Annotated in this window: 21 protein-coding genes and 1 pseudogene; 16 read left to right on the forward strand and 6 right to left on the reverse strand. The window is 68.9% G+C overall.

The window, feature by feature from the left end; genetic code table 11:
• Positions 1-39: 39 nt before the first annotated feature.
• The 6 genes from yajC to ACR4XJ_RS04220 all read right to left on the reverse strand — a co-directional run bounded on the left by yajC (position 40) and on the right by ACR4XJ_RS04220 (position 7,613).
• Positions 40-441: a preprotein translocase subunit YajC gene (gene yajC, locus ACR4XJ_RS04195; RefSeq protein ID WP_434754020.1), complete on the reverse strand. Its 402-nt coding sequence runs from the start codon at positions 439-441 to the stop codon at positions 40-42.
• 239 nt (positions 442-680) lie between these two features.
• Positions 681-2,519, reverse strand: a complete 1,839-nt coding sequence (locus ACR4XJ_RS04200) for a cation:proton antiporter (RefSeq protein WP_434754021.1) — start codon at positions 2,517-2,519, stop codon at positions 681-683.
• A 279-nt stretch (positions 2,520-2,798) separates the two neighbouring features.
• Entirely contained in the window at positions 2,799-3,662 is an 864-nt protein-coding gene (locus ACR4XJ_RS04205) for a hypothetical protein (RefSeq protein WP_434754022.1), read from the reverse strand.
• On the reverse strand, positions 3,659-4,768 hold the full coding sequence (locus ACR4XJ_RS04210; RefSeq protein WP_434754023.1) for a class II glutamine amidotransferase: 1,110 nt from the start codon (positions 4,766-4,768) through the stop codon (positions 3,659-3,661). Before ACR4XJ_RS04210 ends, ACR4XJ_RS04205 begins: the two co-directional genes overlap by 4 nt.
• 210 nt (positions 4,769-4,978) lie before the next feature.
• Positions 4,979-6,502 (reverse strand): glutamate synthase-related protein, encoded by a 1,524-nt coding sequence (locus ACR4XJ_RS04215; protein WP_434754024.1) that lies wholly within the window; start codon positions 6,500-6,502, stop codon positions 4,979-4,981.
• A 364-nt stretch (positions 6,503-6,866) separates the two neighbouring features.
• Complete coding sequence (locus ACR4XJ_RS04220; RefSeq protein ID WP_434754025.1) at positions 6,867-7,613, reverse strand: alpha/beta hydrolase; 747 nt, start codon at positions 7,611-7,613, stop codon at positions 6,867-6,869.
• A gap of 149 nt (positions 7,614-7,762) precedes the next feature.
• Here ACR4XJ_RS04220 and ACR4XJ_RS04225 point away from each other — a divergent pair, with 149 nt between their 5' ends.
• The 16 genes and pseudogenes from ACR4XJ_RS04225 (at position 7,763) to dapA (ending at position 24,384) form a co-directional block, all read left to right on the forward strand.
• Positions 7,763-9,085 (forward strand): amidohydrolase family protein, encoded by a 1,323-nt coding sequence (locus ACR4XJ_RS04225; protein WP_434754026.1) that lies wholly within the window; start codon positions 7,763-7,765, stop codon positions 9,083-9,085.
• A 50-nt stretch (positions 9,086-9,135) separates the two neighbouring features.
• Positions 9,136-9,846 (forward strand): hypothetical protein, encoded by a 711-nt coding sequence (locus ACR4XJ_RS04230; protein ID WP_434754027.1) that lies wholly within the window; start codon positions 9,136-9,138, stop codon positions 9,844-9,846.
• Between the two features lie 102 nt (positions 9,847-9,948).
• Positions 9,949-10,224, forward strand: coding sequence for a PxxKW family cysteine-rich protein (locus ACR4XJ_RS04235; protein WP_434754028.1), 276 nt, complete (start codon positions 9,949-9,951; stop codon positions 10,222-10,224).
• Positions 10,225-10,390: 166 nt separating this feature from the next.
• Positions 10,391-11,620 carry a M20 family metallo-hydrolase gene (locus ACR4XJ_RS04240; protein ID WP_434754029.1) on the forward strand — a complete coding sequence of 410 codons (1,230 nt, stop codon included), beginning with the start codon at positions 10,391-10,393 and terminating at the stop codon, positions 11,618-11,620.
• Positions 11,621-11,696: 76 nt separating this feature from the next.
• Positions 11,697-13,586 carry a tRNA uridine-5-carboxymethylaminomethyl(34) synthesis enzyme MnmG gene (gene mnmG, locus ACR4XJ_RS04245; protein WP_434754314.1) on the forward strand — a complete coding sequence of 630 codons (1,890 nt, stop codon included), beginning with the start codon at positions 11,697-11,699 and terminating at the stop codon, positions 13,584-13,586.
• A gap of 131 nt (positions 13,587-13,717) precedes the next feature.
• Positions 13,718-15,076 carry a hypothetical protein gene (locus tag ACR4XJ_RS04250; RefSeq protein ID WP_434754030.1) on the forward strand — a complete coding sequence of 453 codons (1,359 nt, stop codon included), beginning with the start codon at positions 13,718-13,720 and terminating at the stop codon, positions 15,074-15,076.
• A gap of 199 nt (positions 15,077-15,275) precedes the next feature.
• Positions 15,276-16,097, forward strand: coding sequence for a hemolysin family protein (locus ACR4XJ_RS04255; protein WP_434754031.1), 822 nt, complete (start codon positions 15,276-15,278; stop codon positions 16,095-16,097).
• Positions 16,098-16,213: 116 nt separating this feature from the next.
• The gene (gene lnt, locus ACR4XJ_RS04260; protein ID WP_434754032.1) at positions 16,214-17,782 is read left to right on the forward strand and encodes an apolipoprotein N-acyltransferase; all 1,569 of its coding nucleotides are present in this window, start codon (positions 16,214-16,216) and stop codon (positions 17,780-17,782) included.
• Positions 17,783-17,827: 45 nt separating this feature from the next.
• Positions 17,828-18,959, forward strand: a protein-coding gene (prfB, locus tag ACR4XJ_RS04265) for a peptide chain release factor 2 (RefSeq protein WP_434754033.1) whose coding sequence is annotated in 2 segments (ribosomal slippage) — positions 17,828-17,902 and positions 17,904-18,959 — 1,131 coding nt in all. Because the reading frame shifts where the segments join, the coding sequence is not laid out codon by codon here.
• Positions 18,940-19,926: a GGDEF domain-containing protein gene (locus tag ACR4XJ_RS04270; RefSeq protein ID WP_434754034.1), complete on the forward strand. Its 987-nt coding sequence runs from the start codon at positions 18,940-18,942 to the stop codon at positions 19,924-19,926. Before prfB ends, ACR4XJ_RS04270 begins: the two co-directional genes overlap by 20 nt.
• Positions 19,927-19,983: 57 nt before the next feature.
• On the forward strand, positions 19,984-20,802 hold the full coding sequence (locus ACR4XJ_RS04275; RefSeq protein ID WP_434754035.1) for a MinD/ParA family protein: 819 nt from the start codon (positions 19,984-19,986) through the stop codon (positions 20,800-20,802).
• 210 nt (positions 20,803-21,012) lie between these two features.
• On the forward strand, positions 21,013-21,288 hold the full coding sequence (locus ACR4XJ_RS04280; protein ID WP_333507408.1) for an HU family DNA-binding protein: 276 nt from the start codon (positions 21,013-21,015) through the stop codon (positions 21,286-21,288).
• Between the two features lie 132 nt (positions 21,289-21,420).
• Positions 21,421-21,705, forward strand: a complete 285-nt coding sequence (locus ACR4XJ_RS04285) for a hypothetical protein (RefSeq protein WP_434754036.1) — start codon at positions 21,421-21,423, stop codon at positions 21,703-21,705.
• Positions 21,706-21,717: 12 nt separating this feature from the next.
• Positions 21,718-22,464, forward strand: a pseudogene (locus tag ACR4XJ_RS04290) (UshA-like (seleno)protein family 2); the annotation flags it as partial.
• Positions 22,465-22,516: 52 nt separating this feature from the next.
• Positions 22,517-23,365 (forward strand): diaminopimelate epimerase, encoded by an 849-nt coding sequence (dapF, locus tag ACR4XJ_RS04295; RefSeq protein ID WP_434754037.1) that lies wholly within the window; start codon positions 22,517-22,519, stop codon positions 23,363-23,365.
• A gap of 140 nt (positions 23,366-23,505) precedes the next feature.
• Positions 23,506-24,384: a 4-hydroxy-tetrahydrodipicolinate synthase gene (dapA, locus tag ACR4XJ_RS04300; RefSeq protein WP_434754038.1), complete on the forward strand. Its 879-nt coding sequence runs from the start codon at positions 23,506-23,508 to the stop codon at positions 24,382-24,384.
• The last annotated feature ends 302 nt before the right edge of the window (positions 24,385-24,686 follow it).

A 24,686-nucleotide genomic window follows, 5' to 3' on the forward strand; every position in this document is an offset into this window, starting at 1 on the left:
CACGGTGCGCGTGCTTGCCCCATGCCGCGGGAAACGGGACTACTTCTGCCCGTCCTTCCCGTCTTCCTTCCTGTCCGCGTCCTTGCCGGCCTTCTTGTCGGCAGGCTTCCTGTCGTCCTTCTTGGCCTTGGGGTCGAGGACCGCGCTGACGAAGGAACGGCCCACGCGGACCTTGGTTTCGCCAAGGTCGAGCACCAGCACGTCGTCCTGCACGTCGAACACGCGGGCGTAGATGCCGCCGGCGGTCACCACGTTGTCGCCCTTCTTGATGGACTCCAGCATGGCCTTGTGTTCCTTGGCCTTCTTCTGCTGGGGACGGATGAGGAGAAAGTAGAAGATGGCGAACATGAGAATCAGCGGCACGAAAGACGCGATGGGGTTGGCCCCGCCGCCGGCCGGCTGACCCGCGCCCATGGCGTACGCCACGTTGGTCCAGAGCATGATGCCTCCTTGAAGGTTACGCCCCCGCGTGGAGGGCGTTATGGTCGCAAAACGTGACTTACCTACCTGCCATGGCCGTTTTTTTCAACGCTTTTCTGGCCGCCGGTCCGCGCGGGCCATGCGGCGCAGGTGCCTGCGGATATGGGTCGGGCATGGGCAGGAAAGGGGCCGGAAAGGAAGGGCCGTCCCCCGAAGGGGGCAGCCCGAAACGGCGCCATGGGGTACCGCCCCCGGCAGGCTCAGCAGAAGTCGTGGCGGATGCGGCGGCGCTCGGTTTCCACCTGCTCGTCGGTGGCGCCCAGTTCGCGCAGCAGGAAGGTGGACAGCGACAGGGCCACCGCGCCCTCGCCGGAAAAGACCACCTCCGCCCCGCCCGCGCGCAGGGCCTCGGCCTCGCGCAGGTAGGTGGTGTGGATGAGGATGCGCACCTTGGGGTTCACGGCGCGGGCCACCTCGATGATCTCGCGCGCCGGGGCCGTGGCCGTGGAGATGATCAGCGCCTCGGCCTCTTCCAGCCCCGCGTGGCGCAATATCTCGGCCTGGGTGGCGTCGCCGTGCACGGCCAGCAGGGGGCGCCCGGCGTGGTGGTCGCCGTCGTCAGGCGCGTCTTTCGGGGAATCCTTTGGGGAGCCGTCCGGGGAACCGTCGCCCGCCGCGTCGGGCATGGCCTCCCCGGTCACTCCGGCCGCCTCGTGCGCGGCCAGGGTGCGCAGTTCGCGCACGGTGTCGATGTTCATCTCCACCACCACCACGTCCATGTCGTTGTCACGCAGGATGCGGGCGATGGCCCGGCCCACCGGGCCGTAGCCGATCAGCACCACCCGGTGCGCGCCGTCGCCGGGCGAGGGCACGGGGGCGTTGCCCCCAGCCGTGCGCGTCACGCCGATGCCCCGGCGGGCCAGCGCCTTCATCAGGGGGTCGATACCCTTGTACAGCATGGGGTTGATGGTGATGGAAATCACCGCCGCCACCACCAGGGCGTTGCCCGCCTCCGGCGGCAGCACGCCCAGCGCCGTGCCCAGGGATGCCAGGATGAACGAGAATTCGCCGATCTGGGCCAGGGCCACGGCCACGGATATGGCCTTGCGCAGGGGATGGCCCAGCACCAGCACCACCAGCAGCGCGGCCAGCGGCTTGCCCAGCAGCACGATGGCCAGAGTGATCAGCATCAGTTCCCAGCCGGTGGTCAGCGAGGCGGGGTCGAACAGCATGCCCACGGACACGAAAAACAGCACCGCGAAGGCGTCGCGCATGGGCAGCGCCTCTGCCGCCGCGCGGGCGCTGAAGTCCGACTGCCCCACCACCATCCCCGCAAGGAAGGCCCCCAGGGCCATGGACGCGCCGAAGAATTCCGCCGCGCCTACGGCGATGCCCAGCGCCAGCACCAGCACGGCCAGGGTGAACAGGTCGCGCGTGCCGGTGCGGGCCACGTAGGAAAGCAGGAGCGGTATCAGCCGCTGCCCGGCCACCAGGGTGAACACCACCAGCGCGCCCAGCTTCAGGGTGGTGGTGCCCAGGGTGGCCCACACCGAGGCGGGCGCGCCGGAGGCGGTGGCGGGCGGGAACAGCGCGGGCAGCAGCACCAGCACCAGGATGGTGAACAGGTCCTCCACCACCAGCCAGCCTATGGCCACGTGCCCCACGGGGGTGTGCATGGCCCGGTTGTCCGACAGCACGCGGGTGAGCACCACGGTGCTGGCCACGGAAATGGCCATGCCGAACACGGCCCCGGCCGTCCACGACCAGCCGAAGAAATGGGTGGCCAGCATGCCCAGCACCGTGGCGGCGGCGATCTGCACGATGGCCCCCGGCACGGCCACGGAACGCACGGCCATGAGATCCTTGAGATGGAAATGCAGCCCCACCCCGAACATCAGCAGAATGACGCCCAGTTCGGCGAATTGGGTGGCCGTATCCGCGTCGGCCACGAAACCGGGCGAGTGCGGCCCCACCACCATGCCCGCCAGCAGGTAGCCCACGATGGGCGACAGGCGCAGCTTCTGGGTGATGAAACCGAGGGCCAGCGCGGCGGTGAGGCCGCCCGCCAGAGTCAGGATGAGGTCGATGTTGTGCGGCATGAAGAACTCTCGTCGGGGTGAAGGCGCGGCGCACGGGGCGGCACCGAAGGGAAATGACTGCGGACCAATGGGCTAGTATGCACATTCAACCGGCGCGTGGCAAGGTTGGAACGCGGATGGCGCGCCCTGCCGGGGGCTGGCGGAACGGCCGGGCACGGCCCGGTACGGCAGGACACGACAGGGCACGGGAACGCAAGGGCTCCGGCGCGCGGTCGTGCCGGAGCCCGGCCTAGCGGAGCAAGATGTCCGTCGTGTGCCGGAATGGCCGGATCACGGTGACTAATTCGTCCCCACGTACATGTTGCCGTACGGCCGGTGCGAAAAGGGGCGGATCTTCACGAACGGCCCGGACAGGATGGCGTCGGCCAGCGCATCGGCGTCGGCGGGGCCGCCCGGCGCGCCGTCGGCCCCGGACACGCCCCCGAATTCACCCGCAAACTCCGCGGCGAAATCCGCCACATGAGCGCGCAGGAATTCCCTGTCCGCGTCGTCCACCGGCTCCATGGCAAGGCCCGGCCCAAGCTGGTGCTCGGGCACCCTGCCGCGCAGGTAGATGACCCCGCCGTGCATCCCCGTGCCCAGGTTGCGCCCGGTGATGGGCGCATCGGGCATGCCGGAATGCATGCCCAGCAGGATGATGGCCCCGCCCGCCATGTACTCGCCCAGAAAGTCGCCCGCCTTGCCGCCCGCCACGATGACCGGCACGCGGTCCATGTAGGCCTTCATGTGGATGCCCACACGGTAGCCCACGTCGCCGCGCACCAGGATGCGCCCGTCGCGCATGGCGTAGCCCAGCACGTCGCCCGCCATGCCGTGGATGACGATGCGCCCGCCGTCCATGGTGTTGCCCACGCCGTCCTGCGCGTTGCCGTGCACGTGGATGGTGGGCCCGCGCATGAACGCGCCCAGGTCCTGCCCCGGCACGCCGCGCACGGTGAAGCGCACGTCGCCCTCCACGGCGGTGGCGATGTAGCGCTGCCCGCGCACCTGCACGATCTCGATGTCGGTGACGCCGTGCTCCAGCGCCGCCCGAATCCGCTCGTTGAGCTGGCGGTAGTACACCCCGGTGGCGTCGATGACGCACCGCTCTCCCTCGCGCTGCACGCAGAAGCCCTTGTCGTCGCACATCACGTCGGCGCTCATTCGGCACCCCCCTGCGGCAGATAGTCGATGATCACGGGCTGGCCCGCCTTGGGGGCCCAGACCCGGTCAAGGTCGCGGCAGACCTCGCGGATGGAGCTTTCCTCGCTGGACATGAACACCCGGTCGCCCTTTTCGGCCACCACCAGCGGGCGCAGCTTGACCCGGTCGTTGAGGCCCATCATGCCCTTGGAGTCCGTCACCAGGATGGCGAAGGGGCCGTTGAGCAGGGCCGGACCATAAACCATGCGCAGGGCCTTGAACGCCTCGCGCTCCGCCTCGGGCATGCGGTCCACCTCGTCCCAGAACGGCGGCGCGAACACCCAACTGGCCTCGCGCTTGGTCAGGCCGTGCTTCCGGATCAGCAGGTCGATGAGATAGGCCACCACCTCGGTGTCGGTCATCAGGGTGCACTCGTAGCCGTGCTGGCACAGGTAGCGCTTGTTGATGCCGTAGGACGAGATTTCGCCGTTGTGCACGATGGCCCAGTCCAGCAGGGTGAACGGGTGCGCCCCGCCCCACCAGCCGGGCGTGTTGGTGGGAAAGCGGTTGTGCCCGGTCCACATGTAGGCGTGGTACTCGTCCAGCCGGAAGAAGTCGGCGATGTCCTCGGGAAAGCCCACGCCCTTGAAGGCCCCCATGTCCTTGCCGCTGGAGAACACGAACACGCCGGGCACCCTGGTGTTGATGTGCATCACCGTGCCCACCATGTAGTCGGCCTCGTCGCCGGTGGCCCAGGCGGGCCGGTTGGCCTTGGGCGTCACGAAGAAGCGCCAGACCACCGGCGGGTTCTTCACGCTGGCCACCTTGCGGGTGGGAATGGGCTCGGAATGGCGCACGTCGTGGAACTGCTTGATGACGGACTCCGCCCGTTCCAGGGCGTCGCGGTCGTCGCACATCAGGTGGAAGGCGTACCAGTCCGCCCGGTCGGGGTAGATGCCGTAGGCCGCGAAGCCGCCGCCCAGGCCGTTGCCCCGGTCGTGCATGGTGCACATGGCCGCGATGGGCTCGGACCCGGGAATGAGCCGCCGCCCCCGGTCAATGACGCCGAACACGCCGCAGCCGGAAATGTCCTTCTCGAAATGCCAGAAATCGCGTGGAGCCTGCATGGCCTCTCTCCGTGGTGTCAGTGGGCCTCACCGACTTCAAGTTCTTCTTTAACTCTTTGTCTCGCCGCACCCGACACAACCCCGGCGGGGCGCAGCGTGGGTGATGGCAAGGAAAAACGGCATGTTTGCAGAGGGAGCGTACTTTTTGGCACGTGACCGGCGCAAAAAGCCGGTTTGACGCCGCCAGCGCCCGCGTTCCGCCCCGGCGGGCTACAGTCCGGCGTGCTTGATGCCGAGGACGCTGAGCTCCACTTCATTCAGCCCCACGCCGCGCAGCTTGTCGCGGTTGCCGCGCAGGCTTTCGATGGAGTTCAGCCCCATGCCGCCCAGCATTTCCTGGATCTCGTGGCCCCAGGCCCGGACCAGGTTGGCCATGCGTTGCGCGGCCACGTCCGGGTTCTGGCGCTTTTTCAACTGCGCGGCGTTGGTTGCGATGCCCCACGGGCATTTGCCGGTGTAGCAGCGGCCGCACAGGGTGCAGCCCACGGCCACCAGCGCGGCGGTGCCGATGTACACGGCGTCGGCCCCCAGGGCGATGGCCTTGACCACATCGGCGCTGCACCGCACGCCCCCGGCCACCACCAGCGAGGCGTGGTTGCGGATGCCTTCGTCGCGCAGGCGGTTGTCCACCGAGGCCAGGGCCAGTTCGATGGGAATGCCCACGTTGTCGCGGATCATGGTGGGGGCCGCGCCGGTGCCGCCCCGGAAGCCGTCGATGACCACCATGTCCGCCCCGGCGCGCACGATGCCGGACGCGATGGCCGGGGCGTTGTGCACGGCGGCGATCTTCACGGCCACGGGCACGCGGTAGCGGGTGGACTCCTTGATGGCGTAGATGAGCTGGAGCAGGTCTTCGATGGAGTAGATGTCGTGGTGCGGCGCGGGAGAGATGGCGTCGGAGCCCTGCGGCACCATGCGGGTGCGCGAGACTTCCTCGTCGATCTTCTCTCCCGGCAGGTGCCCGCCGATGCCCGGCTTGGCCCCCTGCCCCACCTTGATTTCCACGGCGGCCCCGGCGTTCAGGTAATCCTTGTGCACGCCGAACCGGCCCGAGGCCACCTGCACGATGGTGTTGGCCCCGTACTGGTACAGGTCGGGGTGCAGGCCCCCTTCGCCGGTGTTGTAGCAGATGCCCAGTTCGGTGGCGGCGCGGGCCATGGCCACGTGCAGGTTGAAGTTGATGGCCCCGAACGACATGGCCGCGAACATGATGGGATATTCCAGTTGCAGTTGCGGCGGCAGGGGCTGCTTCAGGCGGGGGCCTTCGGGGGTGTGGACGAAGTCCACGGCGTCGGGCTTGGCCCCCAGGAAGGTACGCAGTTCCATGGGCTCGCGCAGCGGGTCGATGGAGGGGTTGGTCACCTGGCTGGCGTCCAGCAGCATGTTGTCCCAGTAGATGGGCTTGGGCTGCGGGTTGCCCATGCCGGACAACAGCACCCCGCCGGTGTCGGCCTGCTTGAAGATGTGCTTGATATAGGTGGACGTCCACAGGGCGTTGTCGCGGAAGTCCGACGGCTTCTTGCGGATGGTCAGGCAACTGGTGGGGCACATGGCCGCGCAGCGGTGGCAGCCCACGCAACGGGCGCTGTCGTGCACCACGAACTGTCTGGCCTCGTCCCAGAAGTGGGCCTCGTACGAACACTGGCGCACGCAGACCTCACAGTTGATACACCGAGCGCGCTCGCGCTCGATGACGAAGTCGTTGAAATGCTGGCTGATGGGCTTCACATGCACGCTGGTAACCTCGGCTTGGCGAACCTGTGGAAAAACTGCCGGGAACGGTGGTCCGGCTCCCCCTCTGCATACCACGTTTCCGCGTGCGTGTCCGGTGCGCACGGCAACAAGGCGGAAGGCGGGACAGACAGGACCTGACAACATGGGGCGGCGGGAGGCGGGGAACGCGGCAGCGCGATCCCCCGGAGCGTCCGGCATGACCGATAATTAACGATTCCGTTCAAAATCGTCAATCCCGGCATCTTCAGGGATCAATACTGATTACTTGACCAGCTGAAACTGTGTAATTGTTGCGGAATATTAGCTTGTGAAATTATGCTTTTTGGGAAAACCGTCCATAATCGCAAAAAATAACATTTTTGTATCAAGAAAAAAGTCCGCCCACGAAGTCGCGCACCGCCCCGCTCACCCGGTCGCGGCATTCCACATGCGTCGTGATGACGTGGTGCCCGGCGCGCATGTCCTTGATGTCGAACAGCTTCAGGGTCACGTCGGGCGAGGCCACATGGGCCGCGATGTGCAGGGCGTTGGAGTAGTGCACCGTGGCGTCGCCCCTCGCCTGCATGACCAGCACCGGGGCCGTGACACGGGCCAGCCCCCGGCGTACTCCGGCCGCGCCCACGATGAGGCTGTGCAACTGCGGCAGGGCCGTGGCCTCCTCGTAGCCGCGCCACGGGGCCGCGGCGCGCGCCGCCTCGCTGCGCGGGGCGGAGGGCCACACCGGCCGCACGTGGCGCAGCAGACCCACCAGCGGCAGCCGCCAGTCCTTCATGCGCCACGGAATGATGCGGTACACGTACACGGGCGCGGCCAGGGCCACCACGCCCAAAGGGCGGAACAGCTGGGCCAGGTGCAGGGCGATGGTGCCGCCCATGGAAAGCCCGATGGGCACCACCGCGTCCACCTCGCGCTCCAGCGCGCGGTATTCGTCTTCCGCGTGGGCCACCCAGTCGGCGAACACGGTGCGCCGGAAGTCCTCGAACGAGGTGTCGTGCCCCGGCAGGCGGATGTTGCGCACCACGCAGCCGATATCCCGCAGCGGACCGGCCAGCGGCTCCATCTCGAAGGGCGCACCGGTGAACCCGTGCACCAGCAGACATCCCACGCGCATTCTTTGCTCCTTGGCGCTCCCTGGCGTTCCTTGTCGCATGACGCACGCTTGCCGCACGCCATGCCCTATATTACTGGACACCCGTTCCGCCGCCCGGCCGCCGCGCATCGCACGCGGCGCACACCCAAGGAGCCCCCCAAGGAGTCATCATGACCCGCCCCTGTGACATCCTCATACAGGCCGCCTGCATCGTTACACAAGACGCCATGCGCACCGTCGTCGAGGACGGGGCGCTGGCCGTGGCCGACGGCATCGTGCTGGCCGTTGGCCCGCGCGAGGCGGTGACCGCCGCCCACTCCCCGGCGCGGGTGCTGGACCTGGGCGATGCGCTGGTCATGCCCGGCCTGATCAACGCGCACACCCACGCGGCCATGACCTTTCTGCGCGGGGTGGCCGACGACCTGCCGCTGATGGAATGGCTGACGCGGCACATCTTTCCTGTGGAAAAGCACCTCACGCCCGACATCGTGGAAGCGGGTGCGCTGCTGGGCTGCGCCGAAATGCTGCGCACCGGCACCACGGCCTTCAATGACATGTACCTGATCCAGGACGCCACCTACCGCGCCGTGGACACGGCGGGCCTGCGCTGCCTGGGCGGAGAGGGCATCTTCGGCTTTCCCTCGCCCGCCTACCCCGACGCCGACGCGGGCCTGGCCCTGGTGCGCCAACTGCACGAACGCTGGCGCCACAACCCGCGCATCCGCCAGTGCGTCACCCCGCACGCGGTGTACACCACCTCGCCCGAACTGCTGCAACGGTGCCAGGCGCTGGCCGAAGAACTGGACCTGCCCCTGCACATTCACCTGGCGGAAACCACCACCGAAACCGCCCAATGCGTGGAAATGTTCGGCCAACGGCCCGTGCCGTACTGCCACGGCCTCGGCCTGCTGACCCCGCGCGCCACCGTGGCCCACGCCGTGGACCTGACGGACGATGAAATCGACCTGCTGGCCTCCACCGGGGCGGCGGTGGCCCACAACCCGGAAAGCAACATGAAGCTGGCCTCCGGCGCGGCCCCGGTGCCGCAGATGCTGGCGCGGGGCATTGCCGTGGGCATCGGCACCGACGGCGCGGCCAGCAACAACAGCCTGAACATGTTCACCGAAATGACCAGTTGCGCCATGCTGCACAAGCTGCGCTGCATGGACCCCACCTGCGCCCCGGCCCAGGCCGTGCTGGACATGGCCACCCTGGGCGGCGCGGCGGCCCTGCACTGGCCGGGCCTTGGCCAACTGGCCCCCGGCTGCCCGGCCGACCTCACCGCGCTGGACCTTTCCGCACCCAACCTGCAACCCATGTACAACCCCGTCTCGCACCTGGTGTACGCGGCCACCGGGCACGAGGTGCGCCTGACCATGGTGGCGGGCGAGGTGCTTTATCAGGACGGGCGGTTCACCCGCTTCGACTACCCCGCCCTGCTGGCCCAGATGCGCGACGTGCGCCGCTGGGTGCTGGACAAGCTGGGGAGGTAACCGCTTGTCGCCCCCCGGGGAGGGCGGGCGCACACCCACAGGAGACACACATGCCCACTCGCTCGCTTTCGGCCATTCTCGCCCTGATGCTGCTGTTGTCACTTGCCGCCTGCGTCGGCCAGCAGGGCGGACAACGCGGACGCAACATCACCGTCGCGCCCACGGGTGAATACGCCACCATCGATACGGGTCCGGCCATGGCGTTGATGAAACGCCTGCACTCCACGTCGGCGGACACGCGCGACGCGGCCATCCGGGAGGTGCTGGCAAACCCCCAGTCGGTGATGCCGACGGTGCTGTACGCCCTTTCCTACGCCCTGTTCGCCAAGGGAGAAAAGGACGAGGCCGCCTTCTGGTTCTATGCCGGGCAGTTGCGCGCCCGTTACGACGCCAACCGTTGCGCCGACGTCAGCGCCCGCCAGGCCGTGGCCGTGCTGAACCAGAACTACGGCCCGCCCATCAACCAATATGCCTTCCAGGACATTCCCAAGTTGAAAAAGCTCATTCCCATGGTGGTGGAATGGGAAGAAAAGACCCCGCACGACTACGACCACCGCTGGATAAACCTGCACGGCATGGGCGCCATGATGCGTTCGTTCGACGCCGACAAGGCGCCGAAGCCCCTGAGCCTGCCCGAAGCCGACTGGCCGCGCATCGGCCAGGAAACCCGCGAGGCGTACCTGCGCGGCTTCAACGAAGCCATGGAGCAGATGGAGGCCAAGGCGGCGGCGACGCCCGCCGCCCAACCCGCCGCCAACTGACGCCCCCGGCTATTTTCCTGTTGACAACCGGGGCGAACTGTATAATTGGAACCTGCTTTCTGAAAGAACAAACGCGCTTCGCGCGCGACGGAGGATTTCGAGATGAGCGCAACGAGCAACGTCCTTGCTGGTGCCACCAAGACGGCCGACGGCGTGGTGATGAACGGCATCGCCCTCAAGCCCATCGTCGAACAGTGCGAAGGCTGTGATCGCGTTCGCATGTTCGAGGAAGAAAAGTTCTGCAGCAGCTACCCCATGCCCGAGCGCAAGTGGGTTGGCGGCAAGTGCAACTTCGCCACGCACATCAAGACGCAGTCCGCTGCCGCCGCCAAGGTCAACCCCCTCAAGGCGTCCAAGCGCGCCGCCAAGGGCCGCTAGTCCCTACCTCGACAGCACGGGAAAGGGCGCGGGCAACCTCGCCCTTTCTTTTTTTCTCCGCCGCGCGCCCGATGTTGGTCATGCCCGGCGGGGCCATCCTGACTCGGCGGCCGGGCCGCTTCGTGCGGTTGCGGGCGCCATGCGCCACGCGCACGGGGTTTGCCGCATGCCGCACCGCATCCTTTCCGCCCTCGACGCCCGCCGCGACGCCGTCATCGAATTGCAGCGCGAACTGACCCGCCGCCCGGCCCTGGGGCCGGAAAGCGGCGGCGAAGGCGAGCGCGAAAAGGCGGACTGGCTGCTCGCCCACCTGCGCGCCATCGGCGTGACGGACATTGAGCAGATCGACGCCCCCGACCCCCGCGTACCCTGCGGACACCGCCCCAACATCATCGCCCGCGTGCCCGGCGCATCGCTGCGCACCGTGTGGGTGCTGGCCCACATGGACGTGGTGCCCCCCGGCGACCTGGCCCTGTGGGACGGCGACCCGTGGACCCTGCGCGTGGACGGCGACGTGCTGTTCGGCCGCGGCGTGGAGGACAACCAGCAGGCCATCGTCTCCGGCCTGCTGGTGGCGCGCGAACTGCTGGAACAAGGCATCACCCCCGACCTTTCGCTGGGCCTGGCCTTCGTGGCCGACGAGGAAACCGGCAACGCGCGCGGCATGGCCCACGTGGCCGCCGTGCGGCCCGGCCTGTTCCGGCCCGACGACCTCATCGTGGTGCCCGACTTCGGCGACAGCGAAGGCTCCATGATCGAGGTGGCGGAAAAGAGCATGCTCTGGCTGCGCATCGCCGTCACCGGCAAGCAGTGCCACGCATCCACCCCCGACGAAGGGGTGAACTCCCTTGCGGCCGCCGCCGCGCTCATCCTGCGCATCCGCCATCTGAACGGGCGCTTCCCCGACGCGGACCCGCTGTTCAACCCGGCCACCTCCACCTTCGTGCCCACCAAGAAAGAGGCCAACGTGCCCAACGTGAACACCGTGCCCGGTTCGGACGTGTTCTACGTGGACTGCCGCGTGCTGCCCCGCTACGACCTGGACGAGGTGGTGGCGGCGGTGCGCGGGCTGGCCGACGAGGTGGAGCGCGAGCACGGCGTGTCCATCGCCATTGCCGAAGTCCTGCGCGAGCAGGCCGCCCCGCCCACCAGCCCCGACGCGGAGGTGGTCGCCCGGCTGCGCGCCGCCATCAAGGACGTGTACGGCGTCACCGCGCGGCCCGCAGGCATCGGCGGGGGCACCGTGGCCGCCATCGTGCGGCGCATGGGGCTTTCCGCCGCCGTGTGGTCCAAGCTGGTGCCCAACGCCCACGTGCCCAACGAGGCCACGCGCATCTCGTGCAACATCGGCGACGCCAAGGTCATCGCCACCATGCTGTTCGAGGGCGGGAAGTAGCCGGGCGCGCAACGCCCCCCCGCTCCCCCCGCCCTTGGCGCCCAACATCCACGGTACCGCAATGTCCGCACCCCTCATGCCCCGCAAGGCTCCGTTTCCCCAACTGTTCGACTGCATCGTGGTCGGCGCCGGGCATGCCGGGTGCGAGGCGGCCATGGCCAGCGCGCGCCTGGGCCATCCCACCCTGCTGCTGACCAGCAACGTGGACCGCATCGGCCACCTGTCGTGCAACCCGGCCATCGGCGGGCTGGCCAAGGGGCACATGGTCAAGGAAATCGACGCGCTGGGCGGCATGATGGGCCTGTGGGCCGACGAGGCGGGCATCCAGTTCCGCACCCTGAACGTCAGCAAGGGCCCGGCGGTGCGGGCCTCGCGCGCCCAGATCGACCGCGACGCCTACCTGCACGCGGTGCAGCGCGACGTCTTCGCGCAGGACAACCTGTGGATCTGGCAGGACACGGCGGAAGCCATCCTGTCCGAACGCGGCCGCGCCGCCGGGGTGCGCACCGGCCTGGGGCAGGAATTCCGCGCCCGCACGGTGCTGCTGACCACCGGCACCTTCCTGTGCGGGCTGATCCACGTGGGGCTCACCAACTTTCCCGGCGGCAGGCTGGGCGACGCCCCGGCCGTGGGGCTTTCCGCCTCGCTGCGCGCCCATGGCCTTGAGCTTGGCCGTCTCAAGACCGGCACCACCCCGCGCCTGCTGCGGGCCAGCATCGACTTTTCGGTGATGGAGGAACAGCCCGGCGACAACCCGCCGCGCCCGTTCAGCTTTCGCGGCCCCGGCGTGCGCCTGCCCCAGGTGCCCTGCCACATGACCTGGACCAACGAGCGCACCCACGCGGCCATCCGTTCCGGCTTCGACCGTTCGCCCATGTTCACGGGCGTCATCACCGGCACCGGGGCGCGCTACTGCCCGTCCATCGAGGACAAGGTGGCCCGCTTCCCCGACCGGGATCGCCATCAGATATTCGTGGAGCCGGAAGGGCTGACCAGCCCGGAATGCTACCCCAACGGCATTCCCACCAGCCTGCCGCTGGACGTGCAGAAGGCCATGATCGCCACCATTCCGGGCCTGGAAAACGCCCAGATCGTGCGCCCCGGCTACGCCATCGAATACGACTACGCCGACCCCATCCAACTGCACCCCACGCTGGAGACCAAGGCCCTGCCGGGCCTGTACCTGGCCGGGCAGATCAACGGGACGTCCGGATACGAGGAGGCGGCGGCGCAGGGCCTGTGGGCCGCGCTGAACGCCTCGTGCGCGTTGCGCGGGCTGCCGCCGTTCCTGCCGGGGCGCGACGTGGCCTACATGGCCGTGCTGGTGGACGACCTGGTCACCAAGGGCACGCGCGAGCCGTACCGCATGTTCACCTCGCGCGCGGAGCACCGCCTGCTGCTGCGCGAGAACAACGCCGACGCCCGGCTGACCCCCATGGGCCGCGACCTGGGCCTCGTGGACGACGGCCACTGGGCCGTGTTCCGCACCCGCCACGACGCCCTGGCCAACCTCATGACGCAGCTTGAACAGCGACGGGTGACGCCCGACGCCGCCACCCGCGCCGCCTTCGCCGACCTTGGCGAGGCCGTGCCCACCCGCGCCGTGTCGCTGGCGGACCTGCTGCGCCGCCCCTCCATGTCGCTGGAACGGCTGCGCGCCTTCTGGCCCGAAGCCACCGGCTACGCGCCGGAGGTATGCGAAGAGGCGGAAACCATCATCCGCTATTCCGGGTACCTGGCCCGTCAGGAAGAACTGGTGGAGCGCGCCGCCCGGCAGGAATCCCTGCCCCTGCCCGAAGACCTGGACTACGGCGTGGTGGCCGGGCTGAGCCGCGAAATCGTGGAAAAGCTGACCCGCGTCCGCCCGCGCACCATGGGGCAGGCATCGCGCATTTCCGGGGTCACCCCGGCCGCGTTGACCTGCATCGAAATCCACCTGCGCAAGCTGGAACGGAGCCAGGGGTAGCACGCCGCCCGGGACGCCCCGCCTGTTGCGACGGACGCCGTTTGAGGCTACCGTGCAGGGCGCGACCGTCCGGCTTCGCACCCAGTCTGCCGCGCGTCCTTCGGCGTACCTCAACAGTCCGGGGCACCATCATGAGCAGCGCCGCACCGTTCCCGTTGGACTTCCGCCTCTCCGGCCTCGTCACCGATCTTGTCACCGACCTTGTCCGGCCCCTGGCGGACGGCCTTTCCCTTCCCTTTCCGCTTCCGGGCGCGGCCAGCTTCCTGGCCGAGATTTCGCGCAACTTCGGCAACTACCAGGCCGACTTTTCGCTGGTGCGCGAATTCGTGCTCATCGTGGCCGCCGTGGCCGCCCTGCTGGCCGCCGTGCTGCTGGTGGGCGGGCTGCGCCAGCGCCGCGCCAGCTACACCCCAGAAGGCTGGGTCAACGACCCGCACGTGATCCGCGAATTGTTCGACGCCGCCATCCTGCAACGCGGCCGCTTCGAGATGCAGTTCCACGGCCCCACGGGCCGCCGCTCCACCTACTGCACGGCCGTGGCCGTCACCCGCTCCGCCCTGACCCTGGAATGCTCGCTGCTGCGCGCCGTTCCGGAATCATGGAAGGGGCGCGAGGTGGACTGCTACTTCCGCACCCAGCAGAAGCGCATGCAGGTGTACTACCAGTTCACCTCGGTGATCACCGGCGCGCACCGCGCCCCGCCGCCCGACCGCAACGCCCCGCGCGGCCCCGGCGCCACGGCCGACGCGGTATGGCTGGTGGACCTGGCCCTGCCGGAAAAGCTGGAGCGGCGCCAGAAGCGCGGCTTCCTGCGGCTGGACGTGCCGCGCCACCTGGTGCTGGGCCTTGCCGCGTGGCCCATGGAGGCGGACACCCCGGCCCCGGCCGACGGCCGCCGCCTGGGCGCGCCGCTGCTGGCCCTGCCCGACGCCACCAGCCTGAACAGCTTCACCGCCCACGCCACGCCCTGCCCCGTCGGCGATGCCGCCCCGGACCCCGTCCCCGACCCCGACCCCGACGGGGACGCGGCGTCCGCCCCGGCGGCCTGCGCGGACACGGTCCCCGACGATGTCGCCGCCCCGCTCTTTCCGGACATCAGCCAGGCCCAGCCCGTGGCCCTGCTGAACCTTTCCGGCGGCGGGCTGCGCCTGCTGCTGCCGCGCGCCACGGCCCGCGCCGCGGCGGCGCGGGGCATGAACCTGGACATCGGCGGGCGCTTCGCCGCCCTGCTGGAACTGTACGACCCCCAGCACGACCGCAGCCTGGGCTTCTGGCTGCAATGCCGCATCCAGAACCGCTTTGTGGCCTTCGAGACGCGCGACGTGGAACTGGGCGCCCAGGTGCTGGCCTGGGGCCAGGCCCGCGACAACGCCCCCCACATGGCCGACTGGAAGCCCCTGTCCGACGAGGGCGAGGTGGAGCCCCTCGGCAACTGGGTGATCCGCCGTCACCTTGAGCTTTACAGGGAAAGCGGGAGCGATGTAGTGTGACGCCGGACCGCAAGCGCCCGTGTCCGCTGGCAACCTTGGCCTGACTCGCACATGGCCCCGTGCGGGGCGCATCCCGCGCCGCACGCCCATGCAGGCACGGCCAGCCGGACACGCCCGTGCGCGGCGGCAGATCCGCCAGCCGCCGGTGGCGAATACCGCCCCGCCCCACGGCGACGTCACCACAACACAGGAGCCCCCCTTGGACGGAGAATCGGGCAGTCCCATCTGGTCGCGCATCGCGCGGCTGTTCCATGGCCGCACCAACGACTCGGTGGAACAGGCCATCATCGAGGCCCGCGAAGAAGGCGAACTGGACGCCGAAGAAGGCTCGATGCTGCTGAACATCCTGAGCCTCGACGACACGCAGGTCCAGGACATCATGACCCCCCGCACCGACATCGACTGCGTGGAGGCGGGCAACCCCCTCGCGGAGGTCATCGAGCGCATCGTCGCTTCCGGGCACTCGCGCATCCCCATCTACCGCGACAACCGCGACAACATCGTGGGCGTGGTCTACGCCAAGGACCTGCTGCGCTGCTTCGTCGACCCCACCGGGTGCGCAACCCCGGTGGCCGACCTGATGCGCGAGCCGTACTTCGTGCCGGAGACCAAGAACGTCTACGAACTGCTCCAGGAATTCCGCAGCCGCAAGAACCACATGGCCATCGTGCTGGACGAGTACGGCGGCACGTCGGGCCTCGTGACCATCGAGGACGTGCTGGAACTCATCGTGGGCGACATCGAGGACGAGCACGACACCCCGCGCGACGAGGACATCGTGGTCCTGGACGGCGAGAACTACCAGCTTTCGGGCCGCGCCCTGCTGGAAGACCTGGAGGAGTTGGGCATCAGCCTCGACTCGGACGAGGTGGACACCATCGGCGGCTACCTCAGCATGCTGGCGGGCCACGTGCCCCAGGCGGGCGAGGCCTTCGACCTGGCCGGACGCCGCTTCGAGGTGGTGGAGGCCGACGCCAAGCAGATCCGCACCGTGCGCGTGGGGCCGCTGGAAGCCGTGTAGGCGGTTTCCGCCGGGCATGCCCCGCCTGGACCGCGCCTGGGCCGGGCCTGGGCCGGGCCCCGGCGTTTCCGTGTCGGCCTTGACTTTTCCCCCCCCAGAGGTTTTGACCTCCGGTTATGCGCAACGCACTCTGCATCCTCCTTGGCGCGACCGGCCTGTGGCTGGGCTTTCCCAACCCGGTGGCCCACCTGCCCCTGCTCGCCCTTGCCTATCCCCTCGCCCTCCTGCTGCTGGGCCTTAGCGCCACGGGCCGCTGGTCCGCCTTCCGCCTGGGCTGGCTCACCGGCATCGCCGGTTCCTCGGCCTGCCTGTACTGGCTGGCCCTGCCCGTGCACGAATACGGCCAGTTGCCGTGGGTGCTGGCCGTGCCCTGCGGCGTGGCCATCGGCGCCTACGTGGGGCTGTACGGCGGCCTGTTCTGCCTCGTGGCGCGCTTGACGCGCGACCGGCTGGCCCCGTTCCGGCGCGGCCTGTTCCTGGGCTGCGCCTGGCTGCTGCTGGAAATGCTGCGCGGCGTGTTCCTGACCGGGTTCCCGTGGCTGACCCTGTCCGCCGCCTTCGTCCCGTGGCCGGTGGCCATCCAGGGCGTGGCCGTGGTGGGCGCGTACGGCCTGTCCGGCCTGCTGGTGGCCGTGGTGTGCTGGACCATGGGGGCCATCGCCCCGGAATGCGGCCCCCGCTGCCCCGGCGTGCGGCGGTCCGTTTCGCCGTCGTCGCTGGCCCAGACCCTGGCCTGCGCGCTGGGCGCCTCGCTGGTGGCCTTCGGGCTGGTGGGGTACGGGGCCTACATCCTGTCGCGCGGCCTGCCCAAGGACGGCGAAGCGTTCCGGGTGGCCCTGGTGCAGGGCAACATCGAACAGGACCAGAAGTGGGAGCCCGCCTTCCAGCGCGCCACGGTGGAACGCTACCTTTCCCTGAGCAAGGACGCCGTGGCCGCCGGGCACCCGGACCTGGTCGTCTGGCCGGAAACGGCCATGCCCTTCTATTTCCAAGAGCACAAGGAATTCGGCCCGGCCATCCGCGCCTTTGCCGCCGCCAACCGCACCCCGGTGCTGGTGGGCACGCCCGGCTACGTCAACGCGCCGGTGAAGCGGGGCTTTCTGCTGTACAACCGAGCCATGCTGGTGGACGCTACGGGCGGCGACGCCGGGCACTACGACAAGGAGCACCTTGTCCCCTTCGGCGAATACGCCCCCCCGGGCCTGGACATGCCCTTCCTGGAAACCCTGATGCAGGGCGTGGGCGACTTCACCCCCGGCGTCTCCGTGGCGCCGCTGCGCCTCGGCAACCTTGCGCTGGGCATACTCATTTGCTATGAAACTATTTTCCCGGAACTGGCCCAGCAGCGCGTTGCCGACGGCGCCAGCGTCCTGGTGAACATCAGCAACGATGCGTGGTTCGGCACCACCTCGGCCCCGGAGCAGCACCTGCAACTGTCGGCGCTGCGGGCCGTGGAGCAGGGCCGCTACGTGTTGCGCGGCACCAATACCGGCATTTCCGCCATCATCGACCCGCACGGGCGCATCGCCGAACGCGGCGGCCTGTTCCGGGCGGAGGTGATTGGCGGCATGGCCACGGCCCGCACGGAAACCACCGTGTTCCACCGGGTGCAGCACCTGGTGTGGCCCGTGGCCCTGGGGCTGGCGGCCTTAGCGTTGCTGCTGCCCGCCCGCCGCCGGTCCTGAGCGCCGTTCCTCCCACGCACAACCCCGCAAACAGACACCATCCACATGCTTCAGCTTGCCGAACTGCGCGCGCGCAGCGCCACCCTCATCGACCAGTACGCCTCGCTCTGGGGGCGTCTTTGACCTTGCGGGCAACCGCAACCGCCTCGACGAGATCGAGCGCCAGCTTTCCAGCCCCGACGCCTGGAACAACCCCGAAAGGCTCACCCCCGTCCTGCAGGAGAAAAGCCAGCTCGAAGGCGAGATAACCCGCCTGGAACGCCTGGAAACCTGCCGCCGCGACGTCACCGAATGGCTGACCCTGGCCGAGGAGGAGGAAGCGGCGGGCGAACCGGGGCAGGAGGCCCTGGAATCGCTGGCCGAACAGGTGACGGTTTTGCAAAATCTGTTGCAGGAGACGGAGATGAACATGCTCCTCTCCGGCAAGGAGGACCGCCTGCCCGCCATCGTGGAAATCCACCCCGGCGCGGGCGGCACCGAGGCCCAGGACTGGGCCGAAATGCTGGTGCGCATGTACCTGCGCTGGGCAGACACCCACGACATGAAGGCCGAATACCTGGACTACCTGGCGGGCGACGAGGCGGGCGTGAAGAGCGTCACCCTGCGCATGGCCGGGTCCAACGCCTACGGCCTGCTCAAGGGCGAAAAGGGCATCCACCGGCTCATCCGCATCTCGCCGTTCGATTCCTCGGGCCGCCGCCACACCTCGTTCGCCTCGGTGGACGTGATCCCCGACGTGGGCCAGGAAATCACCGTGGACATCAAGGAAACGGACCTGCGCATCGACATCTTCCGCTCCAGCGGCCCCGGCGGCCAGAGCGTGAACACCACCAGTTCCGCCGTGCGCATCACCCACCTGCCCACGGGCATTTCGGCGCAGTGCCAGAACGAAAAGTCGCAGCACAGCAACCGCGACACGGCCATGCGGATCCTGCGCGCCCGCCTGTACGAACTGGAACTGCGCAAGCTGGAAGAAGAGAAAAAGGCCCAGTACGCGGGCAAGGACGCCATCGGCTTCGGCAGCCAGATCCGCACCTACACGCTGCAACCGTACCGCCTCGTCAAGGACCACCGCACCAATACGGAAATAGGCGACGTCGAGGCCGTGCTGGACGGCCGCATCGATCAGCTCCTGCGGGACTATCTGCTGTACCTCCATGGCCAGAAAACCAACTGACGCCCCCAAGGCTGCCCAGTCCGTCCAGTCCACCGGGCGCGCCGGGTCCGCCAACCCCGCCCAATCCGCCGAATCCACCCAGTCTGTGGACACCGGCGATTCCGCCCACGATTCCGCCCAATTGCTGGGCGAACTGGACGCCCTGCGCCGCGCGCTGGCCGAAGAGGCCGCGCGCCATGCCGCGCCCGCCGGTGAAGACCCGACCGACGCCGAACGGGCCGACGGCCCCCTGCTGGCCGTGGCGCGGCTGTTTCCGGGCATGACCCGGCAACGCTGGCTGGCCCTGGCCGAAGAACACGGCCTGCGCCAGTGGTTCGCCATCGATCTGGACAAAAGCTCCAACTTCAACCTGCGCGAACTGCAAAAGGCCGTGGAAGAGCTGGCCCACCAGCGCGACCACGACCCGCTCACCGGCCTGATGAACCGCCGGGCCTTCCTGCGCCAGGTGGAACTGGAACTGCAACGGGTGCACCGGGGCGGGGCGGAAATCTGCCTGGCCATGGTGGACCTGGACGACTTCAAGCGGGTCAACGACACCTGGGGCCACGCCTGCGGCGACCTTGTGCTGCGCCGCACGGCCGACCTGCTGCGCGACGCCACCCGCGCCTACGACGTGGCCGCCCGCATCGGCGGCGAGGAATTCGTGCTGCTGTTGCCGGGGGCCTCGCCCATGCGCGCCCAGGCCCTGCTGGAACGGCTGCTGCAAGAGATGCGCGGCGAAGACTTCACCTGCCGGGGCGAAACCTTCCGGGTCACGTTTTCCGCGGGCATCGCCGGGTGCAGGGGCGCCACGGCGTGCCGGGCGGAAGACCTGCTGGACCGGGCGGACAAGGCCCTGTACGAGGCCAAGACCTCGGGCAAGGCCCGCGTGCGGGTGCACCGGCTGCCGGGCGTGCCCGACTACGACCGCTCCACCATGGTGCAGTCGGACGAGAAGCAGTTTCTTTTTTCAGGCAACGACGAATAGTACCCGGCGCCGCTGGAGCGATCCGCTTCCACGCCGGGCCTGATGCACGGACGGGACATGACGCAGAACACCACACTCAGCGTTTCCATACTCAGCGGCAAGGGGGGCGTGGGCAAGACCAACATCGCCCTCAACCTCGGCTACTGCCTGTACCGCGGCGGGCACCCCCTGCTGCTCATGGACTGCGACCTCGGGCTGGCCAACCTGGACGTGCTGCTAGGCATCGCGCCGGACAGGAACATGCAGGACCTTCTGGACAGCGACGCCACCCCGCGCGACGTGGCCGTGCCCATCGAGCCGGACGGCTTCGACTTCCTGCCCGCCGCATCGGGCGTGCCCGAACTGGTGGAGATGGACGGCGACATGCGCGCCCTGCTGGTGCGCAAGCTGGAACCGCTGTTCTCGCGCTACGACTTCCTGTTCCTGGACCTTGGCGCGGGCATCAACCCCACGGTGCTGGCCTTCGCCGCCATGACCCAGTTGCGCATCGTCATCGTGACGCCGGAGCCCACCTCGCTCACCGACAGCTACGCGCTGATGAAGGTGCTTTCCACCCAGCACGGCGTGCGCGACTTCTTCGTCATCGTCAACCAGGCGGAATCGCGCAAGGAAGAGACCCAGACCTTCGAGCGGCTTGCCGCCGCCTGCCGCAAGTTCCTGGACATCGAGCCGCAGTTCCTGGGCGGCGTGCGCCTGGACAAGGCCCTGCCGGACGCGGTGCGCAGGCAGAAGCCGCTGATGCGCGTCGCACCGCAATCGCCCGCCGCGCAAGACCTTTTTTCCATCGCGGTCAAGCTGCAACGCATGCGCGCCGCCCTGCTGCCGGAACTGGCGGACAGGCGGCCCTTGCGCGCACTTTCGGAAGAGGCATATTAACCCCTTGAAACCTTGACCCTCTTCGGCCATAGTGCGTCCATCGTCTTCTGGATTGTCCCTCCGCCACCCCCTTACCCTGCGGGCGGGCAGTCCTGGCAAGGCTTCAGCGCATCCGGCGGCAGGCACCACGCCACGAACCGAAGTTACCGGCCACGTTTTTCGGGGCGGAACGAACCGTACCCACCGCACCGCCGCACCACGGAGGACTCCATGAACAAGAGCGAACTCATCAAGACGCTGTCCGAAGAGACGAACATCCCCATCGAGGAAGCCGCCATGGTCGTGAATACCTTCGTGGACAGCATGAAGGAAGCGCTGACCGATGGCGACCGCGTGGAAATCCGCGGTTTCGGCAGCTTCAAGGTCAAGGACTACGGCGGCTACTCCGGCCGCAACCCCAAGACCGGCGACATGGTCGTCGTCCAGCCCAAACGCCTGCCCTTCTTCCGCGCCGGGAAGGAACTGAAAGAATTCCTCAACGATTAGGCGATGTCCCCACATCCATCGCCTGACGGCACGGCGGCACGGGCTCTCCGTGCCGCCGACCCGACGCTTCGCCCGAATCCGACCCCGATTTCCCGTTTCCATCGGCCGCGCCCCCAAGGGGCAGCGACATGGTTGTGCCGTTGCCTGCCGACGGCGCTGCTGTGCGTGCTGCTGGCCGCGTGCGCCCCGTCCGGCTCTGACCCGTCCAGTAACTCCGGCCCGGCGGACGCGACTGACGCGCCCGCCCCGCGCAGCCTGTCCGACTTCGCCCTGATGACGCAGGACGGGCAGAACGGCCCCGGCAACGCATCCGCCACCGCATCCGCCAACGCATTCGCCAGCGCATCTGATAAACCGGTGCTGCGCATCCTCTACAACGCCAGCACCAAGGGAACGCTGCACCCCTGCCCTTCCTGAGGGGGCGGCACCTCTGGTGGGCTTGCCCGGCGGGCGAGCATGTTCGGGCAGTGGCGCGGGCAGGACGGCATACTGACCCTGGTGCTGGCCGGACCCGACGAATTTTCGCCCGATGCCGGAGAGGACGCGGCGGGCCGCCTGGCCCCCATGACGCGCAGGGCCTACGACCTGCTGCGCGTGGACGACGGTTATCTTTCCGCCGCTGCCGCCGCGTGGTTCCGCGACCATGCGGGCGGCGAGCCCGCAGGCTTCCGCGAGATAGGCGGCGAGCCCGCCACCCGCCTTCACCATGTCGGCGGACGCACCGTGGCCGTGGTCTTCCTGCCTGCGCCGCCCAAGCCGTGGGAAGACCCCACCCCCGCCATGGCCGCGCAGGCCGTGCGCGCCGGACAGGCCGCCCTTGAACGGGCCGACCTTGTCATCGCCGTGGCCGGATGGGGCGGCCTGGGCGAACGGCGCTACCTTGCGGAACTGGGGCAGGCGTTCCACATCCTGCTCGGCGGCGGCATCGGCACCGGCTTCGACGGGGTCGTGGACGGCGCGGCCCCTTCGCTGCTATGGTCCCGGCCAGACATGCAAGGCAGAAGCGTCAACGTAGTGGACGTACTGGCCTGGCCCCAACGGGTTCAGGGCCGCTCGCAGCCCCGGCACTGGATCGTGGGCATGGATATTTCCGTCCGGCAGGTTCCCCTGAAGGACGCCGTGGAGCCGGACCCTGTCGTCGAGGCGGTCGTCGGCACGGTTCCCGCCGCGCGGTAGGCAGCGCAACGCGCGCCCGCCCCGGTCCCGGCCAACACAAGGAGCACGCAGCATGAGCGGCAAGGCACGCACCGTACCCATCCACAAGCTGCACGGGTGCGGCAACGACTTCGTATTCATCGACAACCGGGCGCTGCGCCTGCCCGTGGCGGACATGCCCGACTGGGCCCGCGCCGTGTGCCGCCGCGCCTTCGGCGTGGGCGCCGACGGCCTGGTCTTTCTGGACGAGACGCCGAAAGACCGCGAAGGCGACTACATCTGGCACTTCTACAACGCCGACGGCTCGCGCGCCGAGATGTGCGGCAACGCCTCCCGCTGCGCCGCCCTGCTGGCCGTGGAACTGGGCTTTGCCGGGCCGAAACACGTCTTCGGCACCGATGCCGGGCTCATCCGCGCCGAGGCCGACGTGGCCGCCGGGATGGCCAAGGTGGAACTGACCCCGCCGCGCGACCTTGCACTGGGCATCGAACTGGACCTCGGCCAGGGCCGCGAGATGGTGCACTTCGTGAACACCGGCGTGCCCCACGCCGTGGTGTTCAAGCGCGACGCCACGGCCGTGGACGTGCGCACCCTGGGCGCAGCGCTGCGCCGCCACGCGCACTTCGCGCCCGCGGGCACCAACGCCAACTTCGCGCAGGTCATCGACCGCAAAAACATCCACCTGCGCACCTTCGAACGCGGCGTGGAGGACGAAACCTACGCCTGCGGCACGGGGGCGGCGGCGGGCGCGGTGGTGGCCCACGCCCTGGGGCTTACCGAATCCACGGTGAACGTCAGGAGTTCCGGCGGCGAGATCCTCGGCATATCCATCGAAGGCGGCTCGGTGTTCCTTTCCGGCAAGGCCGTGCGCGTCTTCTCGGGCGAGATGTTCCTGGAAGGGCTGGGGCTGGCCCTGGCGTAACGCACCCGGCCCGGCCGGGCCCCCTTGCCGTTGCCGCCCGCTGCCGCATGTTCAGGCCGCGCGGCGCGGCGGAAGCGGCGGCCCACGGGCACGGCGTGTCCAAGGCCGGGGCAGCAGGTACCCGGCCCAAAGGAGGCAACATGCAGTTTCAAGGCGCTTTCACCGCTCTCGTCACGCCGTTCCGCAACGGCGCGGTGGACGAGGAACGCTACCGCGCGCTCATCGAATGGCAGATCGAACAGGGCATCAACGGCCTTGTCCCCTGCGGCACCACCGGCGAATCGGCAACGCTCACCCACCAGGAGCACAAGGACGTCATCCGCATCTGCGTCGAGCAGGTCAAGGGCCGCGTGCCCGTGCTGGCGGGCGCCGGTTCCAACAACACCCGCGAGGCGGTGGAGCTTACCCGCTACGCCAGGCAGGCCGGGGCCGACGGCGCGCTGCTGATCACCCCGTACTACAACAAGCCCACCCAGGAAGGGTTGTACCAGCATTTCAAGGCCATCGCCGCCGAAGTGCCCATGCCCTTCATCGTGTACAACGTGCCCAGCCGCACCGGCACCAACCTGTGTCCGGAAACCCTGGCCCGCATGAAGCGCGACATTCCCGAGGTCATCGGGGTCAAGGAGGCCACCGGCAACCTGATCCAGGTCTCGGAGATCATCGAATACTGCGGCGCCGACTTCCAGGTACTGTCCGGCGACGACTTTACCGTGCTGCCCCTGCTGGCCGTGGGCGGCTGCGGGGTCATCTCGGTGAGTTCCAACGTGGTGCCCGCCAAGATGTCCGAGTTGTGCCGCGCCTTCTTCGAGGGCGACCTGGCCACCGCGCGCCGGGTGCACTACGAGATTGCGTCCATCAACCGGGCCATGTTCCTGGAGACCAACCCCATCCCGGTCAAGACGGCCCTGTCCATGATGGGCAGAATCGAACTGGAACTGCGCTTGCCCATGGTGCCGTTGCAGCCCGCCAACCAGTCGCGCCTGCGCGACATCCTGTCGGCGGCGGGCATCGTCTAGCCGCCGCAGGGGCCGAAACCGGTCCGGTCTGCCTTCGCCACGCAACATCACGGGGGACGCCGCACGGCGTCCCCCGCCCGTTTTCCCGTCCGCGCCGCGCACGTCACGACCCGCGCGCGGCGCGTGACGTGTCCGAAACCGCTTGGCAGTGGGCGCGCTTCCGGCTAGCCTGTACCCATAACCCGCATCAGGGCCGGAGCGGCCGCGCCGCTCTTCTCCCGCGTACGGAAGGCGCGGGCCATTCGCGCCCGTCACGGCCGGTCCGTCTAAACAACCGCCGGAATGCGTCGATAAGCCCGGCA

This window comes from Nitratidesulfovibrio sp. D1 (assembly GCF_051133415.1).
GTDB lineage: Bacteria > Desulfobacterota > Desulfovibrionia > Desulfovibrionales > Desulfovibrionaceae > Cupidesulfovibrio.